This window comes from Clostridioides sp. ES-S-0048-02, from assembly GCF_020658495.1.
Lineage (GTDB): Bacteria > Bacillota > Clostridia > Peptostreptococcales > Peptostreptococcaceae > Clostridioides.
Window position 1 is genome coordinate 124,448 of sequence record NZ_JACVWH010000004.1, and the last position, 16,657, is coordinate 141,104.

Sequence of the window (16,657 nt, forward strand, 5' to 3'; positions counted from 1 at the left end):
TAAGGCGAGATTACCTATTACCATACTGAATTTCAAGTAATATTCTCCAAAGCTCTATTCAATATAAAGTATTATCATTAGGCTTACACCATCCCTAACTCGCTGAGACCTGCTTTATATCTACTCTCTTCTTCACTGAATCTAAATTTTTATATTTTACCTATTTGTATTATAATTACTATCTATAAAATAGTCAACCTATTTTTTCCTTTAAATGCCTTTTTTAAGAACTAAGTGACTCTTTTAACTCAAAAAACTTATAAATTGCTTTTGCAACTCCACTCTCTTGATTGCTATCTGTCACATAATCAGCCTCTTGTTTAATCAATTCTTCTGCATTTCCCATAGCTACACCAAGACCAGCAAATTGTATCATTTCTATATCATTGTAATTATCTCCAAATGCAATTATATCTTCTCTATCTATATTCATTTTTTCAGCTAAAATTTTAACCGCATTGCCTTTATCAACACCAGTATTCATAACTTCAATATTATTTGGCCAAGAAGAAGTTATTTTTATGCCTTGAACTTTTTTTAATTCTTTTCTTATTTCGTCTAAAATAGCTGGATTTTTTTCTTCTATTATTACAAACTTTAATATGTCATTTTTAGAAATCTCTTCTCTTAAATCATCCCTTATAATTACTTCTGTTTCAGAGCCCAAAAACACACTTATTCTATCTTCACGCCCTTCTATTTTTTTTGAAAGCATGGAATCTATACTATTACATTGATAGTAAATATTATATTTGTCTAACACATCTAAAATATCTAGACATGTTTTTGTATCAATTTTATTTGAATATATTATATTTCCATTTTGCTCCCTTATCAATGAGCCATTACAAGCTATTATTGGCATATCTTCTTTAAGAAAATCTACATTGCATTTAGCTGAATCGAAAGTTCTTCCTGTTGCTAAAGTTACATTAATACCACTTTTAATAACTTTTTGCAGTGCAATTTTATTTTCATCAGTAACTTTATGGTTATTTCCTAATAAAGTTCCATCCATATCTGTTACAATCAATTTATATCCCATCATCCAACTCCATAACATTTTATTGTATACTTATATTTCCTTAATCTAATTTAAAGAATTACCCTTATTAAATTATATCATAACTTTACACTTAAACTATTCCAATTTATAAAATTAATAACATTCCTATACTTCCATATCAAGGCAAAATAAATCGTTTCTTGTAGTATTTTTCTGAATATTTTCAATTTATAGTCTTATAATGCTAGAAATTTTACAATATATAATATATAATCATATTAAATAAAGTGAGCTATTATAATATTTATATTTGTTTTTTACTATTATGTATTTTCACAATATTTTAAATCTAGCAACTTTTTTAACATTTATTATTGACTAAATAAGGAGTGATAAGCTATGAAATTAAAAATTAACAAAGCTATTGAAATGCAGTTGAAAAAAAGTTATGCCATAGAATCTGGTCATTGCGAAGATGTATTTGAGATAGATTGTGGCGAAGGTATAAATACAGTATCTTTCTCAAATAAAGCTGTAGAAGCTTTTAATGCTTTAGAATTTGATATGATAAGAGGATACCCTCATTCAATTAGTCTAAAAAACAATATAGTTGATTATTGGAAAGACTTTACAGCACTAACTACTGATAGAATTTGTCTAGCTGATGGTTCTATACATGTTATTTATCTTTTAAATAGATTATTTATTGAAAAAGGAGATAAGGTTTTAGGATATTCACCTCAATTTTCAGAATATGAAACAGATATAAAAATGCATGGTGCTACTTATGACTATGTTCTTTTAAAGAAAGAAAATAATTTCAAGTTTAATGAAAAGGAATTTATTGAAAAAATAAATTCAGAATATAAATTAATTTACATAGATAACCCAAATAATCCTACTGGACAAATTATACCTCTATCATCAATTGAAAATATAGTAAAAGAGGCAGCAAAATATGATATAGCTGTTATGATAGATGAGGCTTATGGTGAATATATGCCAAAAGAAAATTCAGCTGTAAAACTTTTAAATGATTATGATAATGTAATTGTTCTAAAAACATTCTCAAAAGGTTTTGGTTTGGCTGGACTAAGAGCAGGCTATGCAGTCCTTCCTGAACAACTTGTTAATCCTATTAAAAAGATTTCTACTCCTTACGAAGTATCTGAAATCTCTCGTAGTATTGCAGCTAATTTATTAGATGATGTTCAATTTATAGAAGAATTAAAAGAAAAAACAAAAGCTATAAAAAATCAACTATTGATTCCATGGAAAAACCTTAACATAGCTGAGACTAGTGATACTGTATCTATAATGACAGTTGAACATAAAAATAAAGATATAAATTTACAACAAGAATTTGCAAAATTAAAAATAAGAGTTATATCTGGTAGCGATTTTACTGGACTTGATAAAAACTTTATAAGATTTAGAATGCCTGAAGAAAAAGAACTTCCTGAGGTTATAAAAGCATTCCAAATAATCGATAATCTAGAATAAATCTAACTATATAAGGGACATATTGATAAAATCAATATGTCCCTTTAGTTTAGTATTTTTAATTATTCTACAATATTTCTATTCATTAATTTATTAAGTTCCATCAATATTGATGAAAGTAATGCTAAACCTAAACAAATTCCTAATTCATATAAACCAAATACTGTTGGTATAGAGAATATCCCTCTCAAAACTGGCATTAATGTTAAAGAGTAAAGTCCAAAACATATTAAAACTGCTCCTATAACATATTTATTACTAAAAAAGCCTAGTTTTACTATTGTCTGATTATTAGAACGTGCAGGCAATGTTTGCATTATTCTCGCTAATATTAAAGTTGAAAACGCCATCGCTACACCAAGTTCTGGTGACACTTGTAATCCTATATATTGTGCAATTATTGTAACTATACCAATTATACAACCTCTTATAGCCACTGCTTTTAATGTTCCTCCTGCTAATATACTTTCATCTGGATGTCTAGGAGGTTTATTCATTATATTTTTTTCTGATTTTTCAAATCCTAATGCTATTGCTGGCAAAGAGTCGTTTACTAGGTTTATAAATAAAAGTTGTAAAGCTGTAAATGGGTTCGACCATCCTGCAAATACTGCAAACAAGATAGCCACTATAGCACCCAAGTTTCCTGCAAATAAATAAGTTATTGCTTTTATTATATTGCTATATACTGTTCTACCAACTTCAACAGCATTTACTATACTTGCAAAGTTATCATCAACTAAGACCATAGCAGAAGCATCTTTTGCTACATCAGTACCACTTCCCATACCTATACCTATATCTGCTTGTTTTAAAGCTGGTGCATCATTGACACCATCACCAGTCATAGCAGTTATGTTATTCTTATGTTGCCATGCTTTTACTATACGAATTTTGTTTTCTGGTGAAACTCTGGCATATACACTTATATCTTCTAATTTTTTATTTAATTCTTCTTCACTTAATGCATCCAACTCTTTTCCAGTAAGTGCTAAATCTCCATCTTCCATTATACCTATTTCTTTTGCAATTGCTGCTGCGGTTGTTTTGTGATCTCCAGTTATCATAACTGTTTTTATGCCAGCGCTCTTTGCTTCTTTTACTGCGTCCATTACTTCTTCTCTTGGTGGGTCTATCATTGCCATTATCCCAACCAATATCATATCATGTTCGTCATCAATTGAAGGTGTAAAACCTTCTTCTGGAACATCTTTTATTGCAAATGCTAATACTCTAAGTGCTCTATTTGAAAACTCTTCATTTTTATTCTTGTATTCTTCTATTATCTCATCTTTTATGTCTACTTTTGAGCCATTTTTTAAAGCATATTTACATCTGCTAAATACAATATCTGGAGCACCTTTTGTAAACATTATATAATCTCCATATATACTATTTACTGTAGACATAAGCTTTCTATCTGAATCAAATGGTATTTCATTTATTCTAATATATTTACTTCTTAATCTATCATAATCTAAATCATTTTTGCTTGAATAATTTATTAGTGCAACTTCTGTTGGGTCACCTACTTCTTTTCCATCACTAGTTATATGAGAATCATTACATAATGTAGAAACCATAGTCAACAATTTAGCATGATAAGAATAATTTATATTTTCTTTATTAAGCTCATCATTGTTAGTTCCATACATATAACAGTCCACAACTGTCATTTTATTTTGTGTAAGAGTACCTGTTTTATCAGTACATATGACACTTGTTGAACCTAAAGTCTCGACAGCTGGTAATTTTCTTATTATAGCTTGTTTCTTTGCCATACTGTTTGTTCCAACAGCCAGCACTATAGTAACTATTGATGATAAAGCTTCTGGTATTGCTGCTACTGCTACTGCTACAGAAAACATGAATGAATCGAGAATAATTTGTGTCATTTCTCCATTTCCAGCCATCATATAATTTCTTGCTACCTGAATTATAAATATTAAGAGTGCAAGTACTACAATACCTACACCAAGCTTTTTACTAAAAGCTTCTATTTTTTGTTGTAATGGTGTCAACTTATTTTCCGCAGTTTCTAAAAGACCAGCTATTTTACCCATTTCAGTATTCATACCTGTTCCAGTTACTACAAATGAACCTCTACCATAAACGACTACAGCACCACTAAATACCATGTTTTTTTGGTCACCTAAACTTACATCTTCGCTTATTTTTTCTGTATGTTTTAGAACTGGTTCTGATTCACCAGTTAACATCCCTTCTACAACCTTTAATGATTGTGCTTCTATAAGTCTTCCATCTGCTGGTATGTAATCACCAGCTTCTAAAAATACAATATCTCCAACTACTAAATTTTTTGCTGGAATTGTCATTTTCTTATTATCTCTTATTACCTTTGCATTTGGTGCAGATAAATTTTTCAAACTTTCTAATGAACTTTCTGCTTTTTTTGTTTGTACAACTCCTAAAACAGAGTTGATAATAATAACTGCAAAAATTATTATTGACTCTACAGTTTCACCTAAAAATATTTGTACTAAAGCAGCTATCAATAGAATTATTACCAGTGGGTCTTTAAAACTTTCTAAGAAAAGCTTATACGTAGGAACCTTATCTGCTTCCTTTAATTCATTAGTTCCATTTTTTTCTAATAGCTCTTCTGCTCTTTCCTTGCTCAAACCATTTAAGCTTGAGTCTAAATTTTTAATTATTTCTTGATAAGTACTTTTGTAAGACATTTGTTGCCCTCCTCTTTAATAAATTTATTTTATGTTTGGGGACTCTTATGTATACTTGAAATTTTAAATTTTTTAAATAAAAAATTCCTTGAATAAAAAAAGACCCCAAAACAAACATACTTAATGCTTATTTTGAAGGTCTTGCTATCAAGGAATTCCTTGTTAATTAACCGAGTATCTCTACTGTCCTGACGATTAATTACCACTTTCGTGTAAGCTACTCCCCTTCGAGTAGTTATCTTTAATTGTATTTACATTATAACACCTTACATAATTAATAGTCTAGATTATTTTTTATTTTAACCTAAATTTAACAAATTATGGCTTAATCTATATGTAAATATTCTTCTAGTGTTAGATTGTTCATTGCAAAGTTTTTACTGTGTTCAGTTCCAACATATCTATAGTGCCATGATTCATACATGTATCCTGTTATGCTTTCTTTTCCCTCTGGATATCTAAGTATAAATCCATACTTATATGCATTTTCGTACAGCCACTTAGCTTCTTTTGTATTATTAAATTTTTTATTTGCCCAACAAGATTGGTCGTCTCCTCCAATATCAAATGCAAGTCCAGTTTGATGTTCACTTTCTCCTGGCTTAGCTGAAAATCTGTTTGCTTCCTTCTCACCATGTTTCTCTGCATATGTGTTGAATAAATTTTCTTGATATTTATAACTTCTATATGTACTGAAGGCTTTTAGATTTAATCCTGCTTTTTGAGCCTCTTTATTCATTTTATAAAAAGCATCTTTTGCTTCATTACTTTCTTGTGGAGAATAGTCTTCAGGTAAGCTATACTTTTTGTTTGCTACTACAATATTATTTATTGATAAAACGTTCACACCTTTTCTATACTTACTTATTTCATATGCCATGATTTTATTTTCTCCACTAGATATATTAATAAACATTTTTGCGAAAACTAGAAAAAATGCAAAAACTATAATCAAGCCTCTTTTCTTTTTCATATACTGCACCCCCATAATTTAGATTTAATATCTAAAAAATTTAAAGACATTTTACTTCATAGTATAATCATATCATTAATTTATTGCAAATTCTTTAAACAATTCTTAAGAAACTCTTAAATTCTTCTTTATGTTACTAAAACTAACAATATTTTTTCAATTTTTTTATATCACAGGTCCAGATATTGATTTTTTTTCCAAATGATGTATAATGTATTTATGGAAACTTTAAAGTACTACTTAGTACTTATCGTTTTTACATGAAAGGAGATAGCCAATTGACTGACAAACAAAAATTTATTATAACTATTGCTCAAAGAATCTTTGACCAAAAAGGTTTTCAAAATACTTCAATACTAGATATTGTAAAAGAATGTAAAATGTCTAAAGCTACTTTTTACAAACATTTTGAAACTAAAGAAAGTTTTATCTGTGAAATAATTAATTATTATGACGAAAAATTTTTAGAAATTATACATTCTATTAATGAAAACAATGATATTCATCCATCTGAAAAATTAAAAAGAAAAATAATAGCTGTATGGGGAAATATTTTTTCTAGAACTACTATAAATACTTATGTTAGGGAAAATTTTTCTGAAGTGCAACGTAAAACGACAAGTAAGTTACAAAAAAAATCTCGAGCTAATTTATTAAATGAATATAAGCTGAGTTTATTTGATAATTATGGCGACAAAATAGAAAACATTCTATTTGATTTAGTTTTCTTACTAGATGCTCTAATTCACCAGTTTACATATATTATTCATATACAAAAAAGAGAAATAAATGTATACTTTATTGCTGAATTTACTATACAAATGCTTGATTTAGTTGTAGAAAATGCGGATAACCTAAATCCTTTAATTGAAAAATCAATGTTTTTATATGAACAAGAAGATGAAGCTTATTCTTCTCTTTATAGTAAATCATTATTTTTTAAAACAATAGAGGATATAGAAGAGCTAATCAAAACAAACACTTCTCTTGTTGAAAACCCTAAGTTACTAGAAGCATCAAAAAAATTATATGAAGAAGGAAAAAATCAACTATATGATTCTTTAATTATGGATGCAATGATTACATATCTAGAAAAAGAAGACATTTTGAGACCAAAAGTACTTTTATTGAATAGTATTAAAAATCAATTAAAAAAGGAGACGTTATAAACTATGGAAATACAAAGTAATAGCAAAAACAATAAAAAAGGAAATTTGATAATAGCAATCGTAATGACTGGTGCTTTTATAAGCTCTCTTAGTCAAACATTACTGGCAACTGCACTTCCCAATATAATGTCAGATTTTAAAATTACTGCTGATGTTGGTCAGTGGTTAACTACGATTTATCTACTTATTGCAGGTATCATTATTCCTACAACAGCTTACTTGATAAATAGATTTAGTACTCGAAAATTATTTATTACATCAATGACTATCTTTTCTTTAGGATGTGTTATTGCACTTTTCTCTCGTGATTTTTCAACTATGTTGATTGCTCGTGTGTTACAAGCAGTAGGTTCTGGCTCTTTAATGCCACTTTTACAAGTTATTATATTATATTTATGTCCTATAGAAAAACGTGGTACAGCTATGAGTCTAGTTGGTATTACAGTGGGATTTGCTCCAGCAATAGGACCAACTTTATCTGGATGGTTAGTAGATTCATTTGGTTGGCATAGTTTATTTTTGCTTCTTTCACCTATAGCTATATTAGATGTTATACTTTCATTTATATTATTAAAAAATGTTGGAGAAGCTCAGAAACTAAAACTGGATATACCTTCAATAATACTATCTTCTTTAGGTTTTGGTGGTTTATTGATTGGGTTTACTAATCAAGGTAATTATGGCTGGACTAATAGTGCAACATATCTACCAATAATATTAGGAATTGTATCATTAATTTTGTTTACATGGCGTCAATTAAAATCTAAAGAACCATTCTTAGAACTAAGAGTTTTTAAAAATAAACCATTTCTTATTTCTACATTATTAATTATGATTGTATATGCTTCAATGATGTCTGCTACATTAATGATACCTCTATATATTCAATCTGTAAGGGGATTCTCTGCACTTGCTTCAGGTTCTTTAATGATGCCTGGTGCTATACTAATGGTTGCATTAAATCCAGTTGCAGGACGTCACCTAGATAAATATGGTCCTCACGCTCTATCAATATTAGGAACTGGATGCTTATTTTTAGGAACTTTATCTTTTGCGTTTTTAGGCAAAGATACATCTTTAATTCATATATCATTAATGTATTGTATTCGTATGATTGGTATTTCAATGGTTCTAATGCCATTAACTACATGGGGAATTAAAACACTAGATAGAGAACTTATATCTCATGCTACAGCAATTAATAGTACACTTCGTCAAATATCTGGTGCTATAGGCTCTGCTGTACTTATTACTATAATGACAACTGCTACTAAAAAAGCTCACATGAGTTCAGCTATCCTGTCTAATATCCATGGAATAGATGTAGCATTTTCAATAGCAGCTACACTTGCATTTATTGGATTAATTGTATCAATATGTTTTATAAAAGAGCGACAAACTGTTAGAAGTTAAAATAAAAAAAGAGATGTTTTAAGATTAAAATCTTAAAACATCTCTTTTTTTCAGTTTGAAAAATATTGTAATCTTATAATACAGCTATTACTTCTATTTCAACTTTAACGTCTTTTGGTAATCTAGCAACTTCTACACAAGCTCTTGCTGGTTTATTTTCTCCAAAATACTCAGCATAAACTTCGTTTATAGCCCCAAATTCATTCATATCTTTTATAAATACTGTAGTTTTAACTACATTTGAAAAATCAGCTCCACTTTCAGCTAATATTGCTTTAAGATTTTTTAGAGATTGAGCAGTTTGAGCTTGTACATCTCCTTCAACTACTTCCATAGTTTCTGGCACAAGTGGAACTTGTCCAGATACAAATAATAAGTTTCCAGCTTTTATAGCTTGAGAATATGGTCCTAACGCTGCTGGTGCATCATTAGTATGTAATACTTCATGTTTCATATTAAAATCCTCCTAATTGGTTAATCTACTATACATAAAATGTATCTTCATACACTATTATACTATTTTTCTTGTATATTATATACACTTTTATTATAATTCTATAATTTTAAAACCTTTTTCTTCTATTGCGTTCTTTATTTTTGCTATATGGTCATAATCTATTGTTTCTAATATAAATTCCGCACTTTGTTTTCCTAGAGCTTCACCTGCTGATAATTTACCTTGATTAGCACTTAAAATATTTCCACCATTCTCACTTATTATTCTAGTTAATTCAGCAAAGTTTCCTGGCTTATCTTCCATAATTGTACTAAATGAATATCTTCTTCCTTCTTTAGCTAGAGCAACACCTATTATTCTATATAATGTATTTATATCTATATTACCACCAGATATTATACACACTACGTTTTCATCTTTTGCTGGTGCATATTTACCACTTAATATTGCAGCTGTACACACAGCCCCTGCACCTTCTGAAACTATCTTTTGACTTTCCATCATAAATAATATTGATTCAGCTATTTCTATTTCTTCAACTACTACTATTTCATCAACTAATTCATTTATTATTTCAAAAGTTAAGTCTCCAGGAGTTTTAACAGCTATACCATCAGCTATTGTACTATCATTAAATGCTGTTGTTACTTTTCCGTTTTTAATTGACTCTTTCATTGAAGGTATATTTGCAGTTTGAACACCAACTATTTTTACATTAGGATTTAATGCCTTTGCTGCAACAGCAACACCAGATATTATTCCTCCACCACCAACTGGGCATAGTATAGTATCAACCTTATTATTTAATTGTTCGAAAATTTCAAGAGATATAGTTCCTTGCCCTGCTATAACATATTTATCATTGAATGGATGTAAGAAAGTTGCTCCTGTTTCTTTTTGTATTTCAACAGCTTTTGCATATGCATCATCATAAACTGCACCATTTAAAACTACTTCTGCTCCATAACCTTTAGTTGCACTAACTTTTGCCAATGGTGCCGTTGCTGGCATTACTATTGTAGATTTTATACCAGTCATTTTTGCGCCTAATGCGACACCTTGTGCATGATTTCCTGCACTTGAAGCTATTACTCCACTTGCTTTTTCTTCATCGGTTAAACTTGCTATTTTATTACAAGCTCCTCTTAATTTAAAAGACCCTGTTTTTTGAAGGTTTTCACATTTATAGAAAACATTCGCTCCTGTTTTTTCGCTAAGTTTAACGCTTTCAAGTAAATCAGTTTTTTTAACTATGTCTTTAATGGTCTCTCTAGCTTCTTTCACATCTGTTAAGGTAACATTTATCATTTTATTCCACTCCCGTAAATCCAATTTTTATTTATTACTTTCTATATAATTCTATATCTTTTTTTTTTAAAAATCAACATGTAAACGATTTTTATAATTTTTTAATTAATCACAAAAAAACTAAAAATACAACAATTGAATACAATAAACATATCTATTCAATTAAGTTAGATTACGCTAAATGATAATATTAAAATAATTTTTACATTTTTATCAAAATAACAGTTTATTCTTTATTATTTTTATTAAAATTTATATTTATATTATTTTACTTAATTAAAAATTGTTTTTTTATTCTCTTTAATAACATTAATATTACCACATCTAACCTAAAATATTTTTATAAACAACATTAAATAAAAAAAGTTTTATTTTATACATTTTCATAATAATAAAACTGTACCTTTTACAACAAATATAACAAAAAAAATAAAATACAAGTTAAATTAGAGTTTTATTTTATATAGTAATCATTTTTTATTAAAAGGTATTTTATCTTTTAACATACATTTTATAAAGCTAAATAGAGTTATTATTTTAATTTTATACTTTACTTTTTCTATAAACCTATTATAATTAAAGTATAATCATTTTAGGAACTTGTTTATTTTATTATAAAAATGTGAAACTTATTACATAAGGAGGAATTAAACATGAAAAATAATACTTATAAAGAAATCAAAAACATATATGGAAAAATAAGTCCTTTTGAATTTAAGGACAAATTAATAGATATTGCGAAACATACTGCAAATGAAAATCATAGAGAACTGCTTGATGCAGGTCGTGGAAATCCAAATTGGACTTGTTCAACTGCTAGAGAAGCTTTTTTCACTTTTGGTCATTTTGCGATTACTGAAACACGTTCTAATTGGGATTTAGGACATTTAGCTGGTATGCCCCAAAAAAAGGGCATTAAGGAAAGATTCTTTAAATATATAAATGAAAATATAGATATGCCTGGAGCATACTTAGCTAGAGATATTATAAATTTTGGTATAAATGAACTTGGATTTGATGGCGATGAATTTGTTCATGAACTAGCTGATGGGATTATTGGTGATAATTATCCACTTCCAGATAGAATGTTGCCTCATATGGAAAAAATAGTGCATGATTATTTAGTTCAAGAAATGAAATATGATATATCAGGTAAATATGGTGATGTAGAAATATTCGCTGTTGAAGGTGCTACAGCTGCTATGTGTTATATATTTGATTCATTAATGGCAAATGAACTTCTAAAAAAAGGCGATACAGTAGCTTTAATGACTCCTATATTTACACCTTATCTTGAGATACCTAATCTTCCTCGCTATGATTTTAAAGTTGTAAACATAAACGCAAATGCAGTTGATGAAAAAGGTGCTCATACATGGCAGTATACTAAAAAAGAATTAGAAAAGCTTCGTGACAATTCTATTAAGGCTTTATTTGTTGTTAATCCTAACAACCCTGCATCTATAGCTATGGATGAGACATCTTGTAATAATCTAATAGATGTAATTGAAAATTATAATAAGGATTTAATGATAATATCAGATGATGTATATGGGACTTTTGTAGAAGATTTCTCATCATTAATGTCAAAACTTCCTTATAACACTGTTGGAGTTTATTCTTATTCAAAATATTTTGGAGTTACAGGATGGAGACTTGGTACATTCGCTCTTCATAAAAAGAATGTTTTTGATAAAAAAATAAATGATTTAACTGGAGAATTGAAGAAATCAGTAGATAAGCGTTACAGTGATATGAGTCTTAATCCTTCTAGTCTTTCATTTATGGAAAGAGTTGTTGCTGATAGTAGACTTGTTGCTCTTAATCATACTGCTGGTCTTTCAACTCCACAACAAGTTCAGATGTCATTTTTCTCTGCCTTTGCATTAATTGATAAAGTTGATGCTTACAAAAAACTTAATATGAGTATATGTCATAGACGTCAAAAACTATTGTTTGAAGCTTTAGAGCTTCCAGTTAATAAAAGTAAAAATAATGCTGCATATTATACTCAATTTGATATTGAAGAATGGGCTAAAATAAACTATGGAGAAGATTTATTCAAATTTATAAGTAAGAATGCCTCTCCAGTAGATATACTTTATAGATTGGCTAATGATTATTCAGTAGTCTTACTTAGTGGAAATGGATTCTATGGACCTGAATGGTCAATTAGAATATCTTTAGCAAATCTATATGATGAAGCCTACACTAAAATAGGGAAAGCAATAAGAGAAATATTGAATAGCTATATTGCTGAATGGGAAAAAACAAAAAAATAATCCTATTACACTGAAATGTCTAAATTATGTGAATAAAAGGATTTATATAGACCTAAATAATTTTTTTTGATATAATCCTATCGGAATTATAAATTTTATTTGTGAAAGGCAGAGAATATTATGAGTATTAAGAAAAAAGTTGCCATAGTCTTTACTGGTGGAACTATATCTATGACAGTAGATGATAAAGTAGGTGCTGCTATACCAACTTTATCTGGGGAACAAATATTATCTATGGTCACTAATATTGATAAAGTTGCAGATGTTGAAGTTTTTAATTTTGCTGAAATTCCAGGACCTCACATAACACCTTGTAGAATGATGGAATTAAAAAACTATGTAAATGATTTATTAGCAAGAAAAGATATCACAGGAGTTGTAATAACACATGGTACTGATAGTTTAGAAGAAACTGCTTATTTTCTAGACCTTACAATTGATAATATTAAGCCTGTAATAGTTACAGGTGCTATGAGAAGTAGCTCTGAACTTGGCTATGATGGTTCAAGCAATTTATCTGCATCAGTTTGTACTGCTGTATCTAAAGATGCTATGGGTAAAGGAGTTCTTGTAGTTTTAAACAACGAAGTGCTATTGGCTTCTGAAGCTACTAAAACAAATACACTTTCTTTAAATACATTTAAATCTTTAACTAGTGGTCCATTGGGAATAATCGACTGTAACGAACTTGTTCTTACGAGAGATATTGTAAATAGAACCATTATAGATACTGATAAAGTAGAATCTAAAGTTGCACTATTTAAAGCATATGTTGGAGAAGATGCAGATTTTATAAGATTTGCTGTTGATAGTGGATATAAAGGTATAGTTATTGAAGCTATGGGTAGAGGCAATATTCCTCCTCTAATGCTTTCTGGTGTTGAATATGCAAGGGAAAAAGGACTTCCTGTTGTTATAGTTTCTAGATGCCATTCAGGTAGAGTATTTGATAGTTATGGTTACTTTGGTTCTGGTAGAGACTTAAAAAATATAGGATGTATATTTGGTGGAGACCTTCCAGGTCAAAAAGCTAGAATAAAACTTATTTTAGCTCTTGGAAAGACTAATAATATTGATGAAATCAAAGACTTCTTTGAAAAAGGAATCTATTGTTAATTATATTATAGAGTTTAGAATTTAAAATAAATTATATCATAGAGTTTAAAATAAAACGTCCCCCTACTGCAATCTTTTACTTATATTGCAATAAGGGGATTTTATTTTATAGTTCTCTTTTTTTATTTATTCCACAACTTTTTTATTTCACAACTATATTAACTAATTTCTTAGGAACTGCAACAACTTTAACTATAGTTTTATCTTCAACTAGAGCTTTAATTTTTTCATCTTCTAAAGCCATTTTTTCCATATCTTCTTTAGATATATTTGAACTAACAGTTAACTTTCCTCTAACCTTTCCATTAACTTGTACAACAACTTCTATTTCATCTTTTACTAAAGCTTTTTCATCATATTTAGGCCAGTCTATATCAAATACACTTCCTTCTTGACCTATCATAGTCCATAATTCTTCACCTAAATGAGGTGCAAATGGTGAAATTATAGTTACGATTGTTTGTACACCTTCTTTTATAACTGCTTCATTGATATTATCTAGCTCCTTATATTTGTACATATCATTTATTAATTCCATAAGAGCTGATATAGCAGTGTTAAATCCAAATTTCTCACTTAAATCTACAGTAACTTTTTTAAGTGTAGAATGTATAGTATATCTCATATCTTTATCTTGAGAACTTAACTCGCCAAACTCAACATCTTTTTTGAAGACATCTGCTAACTCATCAACTAATCTATATACTCTATTTAAGAATCTAAAGCATCCATCAACACCTTGTTCTGACCAGTCTAAATCTCTTTCTGGTGGTGCTGCAAATAATACGAAAAGCCTTGCAGTATCTGCTCCATATTCATCAATTATATCCATAGGAGATACTGTATTTCCTTTAGACTTACTCATTTTAGAACCATCCATAAGAACCATACCTTGAGTAAGTAAGTTTTTAAATGGTTCATCAAAGTCTACCATGCCCATACTCTTAAATGCTTTTACAAACCATCTAGCATAAAGTAAATGCATTATAGCATGCTCTACTCCACCTATATATTGGTCTACTGGATGCCATCTGTTAACTAAATCTTTACTAAATGGTTCATCTTCATTTTTATTGTCTACATATCTTAAGAAATACCAAGAAGAATCAACAAATGTATCCATAGTGTCAACTTCTCTTCTCGCTGGTTTTCCACAGTGAGGACAAGTTGCTGACATAAACTGTTTTGAAGTAGTAAGTGGAGACTCACCTTTTCCAGTAAATTCAACATCTGTTGGTAAAAGAACTGGTAAATCTTCTTTCTTAACTGGAACTATTCCACACTCATCACAATAAACTACAGGTATAGGACAACCCCAATATCTTTGTCTTGAAACTAACCAGTCTCTTAATCTATAATTAATTGTTCTCTTTCCTCTACCTTCTTTTTCTAATTTATTTATTATTCCTTCAAATCCTTCTGAAGCATCTAATCCATCAAATTCTTCTGAATTTATCATTTTATTATCTTCTGTAATTACATCTATTATATCTAGATTATATTTTTCAGCAAAATCTCTGTCTCTTTCATCATGTGCAGGAACTGCCATTATAGCACCTGTTCCATATTCAACTAATACATAGTTTGCTATCCATAGAGGAACTTTTTTTCCATTTAAAGGATTTATAACATATCTACCTATAAACATACCTTCTTTTTCTACATCAGCTGCTGTTCTCTCTATTTCTGTCATAGTGTGCATTTTTTGAACAAAAGCTTCAACATCTGCTTCATACTCAGTACCAGCAACCAATTCTTTAACTAGTTCATGTTCTGGAGCAAGTACCATATAAGTAACTCCATAAGTTGTATCTGGTCTAGTTGTAAATACTGTCATAGATTTGTCAGTTCCATCTATATCAAATACTAAATCTGCTCCTGTACTTTTTCCTATCCAGTTTCTTTGCATTATTTTAACTTTTTCTGGCCATCCATCTAATGTATCTAAATCATTAAGTAATTCTTCTGCAAATTCAGTAGTTTTAAAATACCATTGTTCCAAGTCTTTCTTTAATACTGTTGATTTACATCTTTCACATGCTCCTTGAACAACTTGTTCATTTGCAAGAACAGTCTCACAAGAAGGACACCAGTTAACATAAGATTTTTTCTTATATGCAAGTCCATGTTCTAAAAATTTCAAAAATATTTCTTGAGTAAATCTATAGTATTCTGGAGTTGAAGTTGCTACTTCTTTATCCCAATCATAGCTAAGCCCTAATAAATTTAATTGTTCTTTCATTTCTTCTATATTTTCCATTGTCCATTTATGTGGATGTATTCCATGTTTTATAGCTGCATTTTCAGCTGGTAAACCAAAAGAATCCCATCCCATCGGATGAAGTACATTATAACCTTCCATTTTTTTGAATCTTGCGACAACATCGCCTATAGAATAATTTCTAACATGTCCCATGTGTATCTTTCCAGATGGATAAGGGAACATTTCTAATGTGTAATAATTAGGTTTTTCAGTTTGTGCTGTATCCATTTTGTATTGGTCATTATCTTTCCAAATTTTTTGCCATTTCGATTCTACTTGTTTAAAATTATATACGCTCATATTTTGCCTCCTGTTTTTAGTTGTGTTCAACTACTTTGTTTAATATTATTTACTTATAATTTCCAAATAATTCTTTGAAAATAAAAAATCCTCGTCACTAAACTTGCGTTTAGGGACGAGGATAAATCTTCGCGGTACCACCCTAATTAGCCTACTTTTATAGAC

General features: G+C 29.1%; 11 protein-coding genes and 1 other annotated feature (1 of these 12 only partly in view). Of the genes, 5 read left to right on the top strand and 6 right to left on the bottom strand.

The genetic code is table 11. The features are described 5' to 3' along the window. Positions 1-145: a binding site (T-box leader), on the bottom strand; it reaches 66 nt to the left of the window's first position. A 78-nt stretch (positions 146-223) separates the two neighbouring features. Then, entirely contained in the window at positions 224-1,045 is an 822-nt protein-coding gene (locus IC173_RS07415; RefSeq protein ID WP_227432533.1) for a Cof-type HAD-IIB family hydrolase, read from the bottom strand. Between the two features lie 360 nt (positions 1,046-1,405). Between IC173_RS07415 and IC173_RS07420 the strand changes: the two genes are divergently transcribed. Next, positions 1,406-2,509, top strand: a complete 1,104-nt coding sequence (locus IC173_RS07420; RefSeq protein WP_227432532.1) for a pyridoxal phosphate-dependent aminotransferase — start codon at positions 1,406-1,408, stop codon at positions 2,507-2,509. Between the two features lie 62 nt (positions 2,510-2,571). On the opposite strand, the gene IC173_RS07425 is transcribed toward IC173_RS07420, so the two are convergent. Together IC173_RS07425 and IC173_RS07430 are read right to left on the bottom strand one after the other, a co-directional pair. Beyond that, positions 2,572-5,211: a cation-translocating P-type ATPase gene (locus IC173_RS07425; RefSeq protein ID WP_227855367.1), complete on the bottom strand. Its 2,640-nt coding sequence runs from the start codon at positions 5,209-5,211 to the stop codon at positions 2,572-2,574. Positions 5,212-5,536: 325 nt separating this feature from the next. Continuing rightward, positions 5,537-6,184 carry a D-alanyl-D-alanine carboxypeptidase family protein gene (locus IC173_RS07430; RefSeq protein ID WP_227432530.1) on the bottom strand — a complete coding sequence of 216 codons (648 nt, stop codon included), beginning with the start codon at positions 6,182-6,184 and terminating at the stop codon, positions 5,537-5,539. Positions 6,185-6,462: 278 nt separating this feature from the next. Between IC173_RS07430 and IC173_RS07435 the strand changes: the two genes are divergently transcribed. Together IC173_RS07435 and IC173_RS07440 are read left to right on the top strand one after the other, a co-directional pair. Next, entirely contained in the window at positions 6,463-7,353 is an 891-nt protein-coding gene (locus IC173_RS07435; protein ID WP_227432529.1) for a TetR/AcrR family transcriptional regulator, read from the top strand. Positions 7,354-7,356: 3 nt separating this feature from the next. Then, positions 7,357-8,766 (top strand): MDR family MFS transporter, encoded by a 1,410-nt coding sequence (locus IC173_RS07440; RefSeq protein WP_227432528.1) that lies wholly within the window; start codon positions 7,357-7,359, stop codon positions 8,764-8,766. Between the two features lie 73 nt (positions 8,767-8,839). On the opposite strand, the gene IC173_RS07445 is transcribed toward IC173_RS07440, so the two are convergent. Together IC173_RS07445 and ilvA are read right to left on the bottom strand one after the other, a co-directional pair. After that, on the bottom strand, positions 8,840-9,220 hold the full coding sequence (locus IC173_RS07445; RefSeq protein ID WP_227432527.1) for a RidA family protein: 381 nt from the start codon (positions 9,218-9,220) through the stop codon (positions 8,840-8,842). 93 nt (positions 9,221-9,313) lie between these two features. Then, positions 9,314-10,531 carry a threonine ammonia-lyase gene (gene ilvA / locus IC173_RS07450; protein WP_227432526.1) on the bottom strand — a complete coding sequence of 406 codons (1,218 nt, stop codon included), beginning with the start codon at positions 10,529-10,531 and terminating at the stop codon, positions 9,314-9,316. Positions 10,532-11,184: 653 nt separating this feature from the next. Between ilvA and aspD the strand changes: the two genes are divergently transcribed. After that, positions 11,185-12,813 (top strand): aspartate 4-decarboxylase, encoded by a 1,629-nt coding sequence (aspD, locus tag IC173_RS07455; RefSeq protein WP_227432525.1) that lies wholly within the window; start codon positions 11,185-11,187, stop codon positions 12,811-12,813. Between the two features lie 120 nt (positions 12,814-12,933). Further along, positions 12,934-13,929 carry an asparaginase gene (locus IC173_RS07460; protein ID WP_227855368.1) on the top strand — a complete coding sequence of 332 codons (996 nt, stop codon included), beginning with the start codon at positions 12,934-12,936 and terminating at the stop codon, positions 13,927-13,929. A 142-nt stretch (positions 13,930-14,071) separates the two neighbouring features. On the opposite strand, the gene leuS is transcribed toward IC173_RS07460, so the two are convergent. Then, a complete protein-coding gene (gene leuS, locus IC173_RS07465) occupies positions 14,072-16,492 on the bottom strand; it encodes a leucine--tRNA ligase (RefSeq protein WP_227855369.1) in 2,421 nt (806 codons plus the stop codon). Positions 16,493-16,657 lie beyond the last annotated feature (165 nt).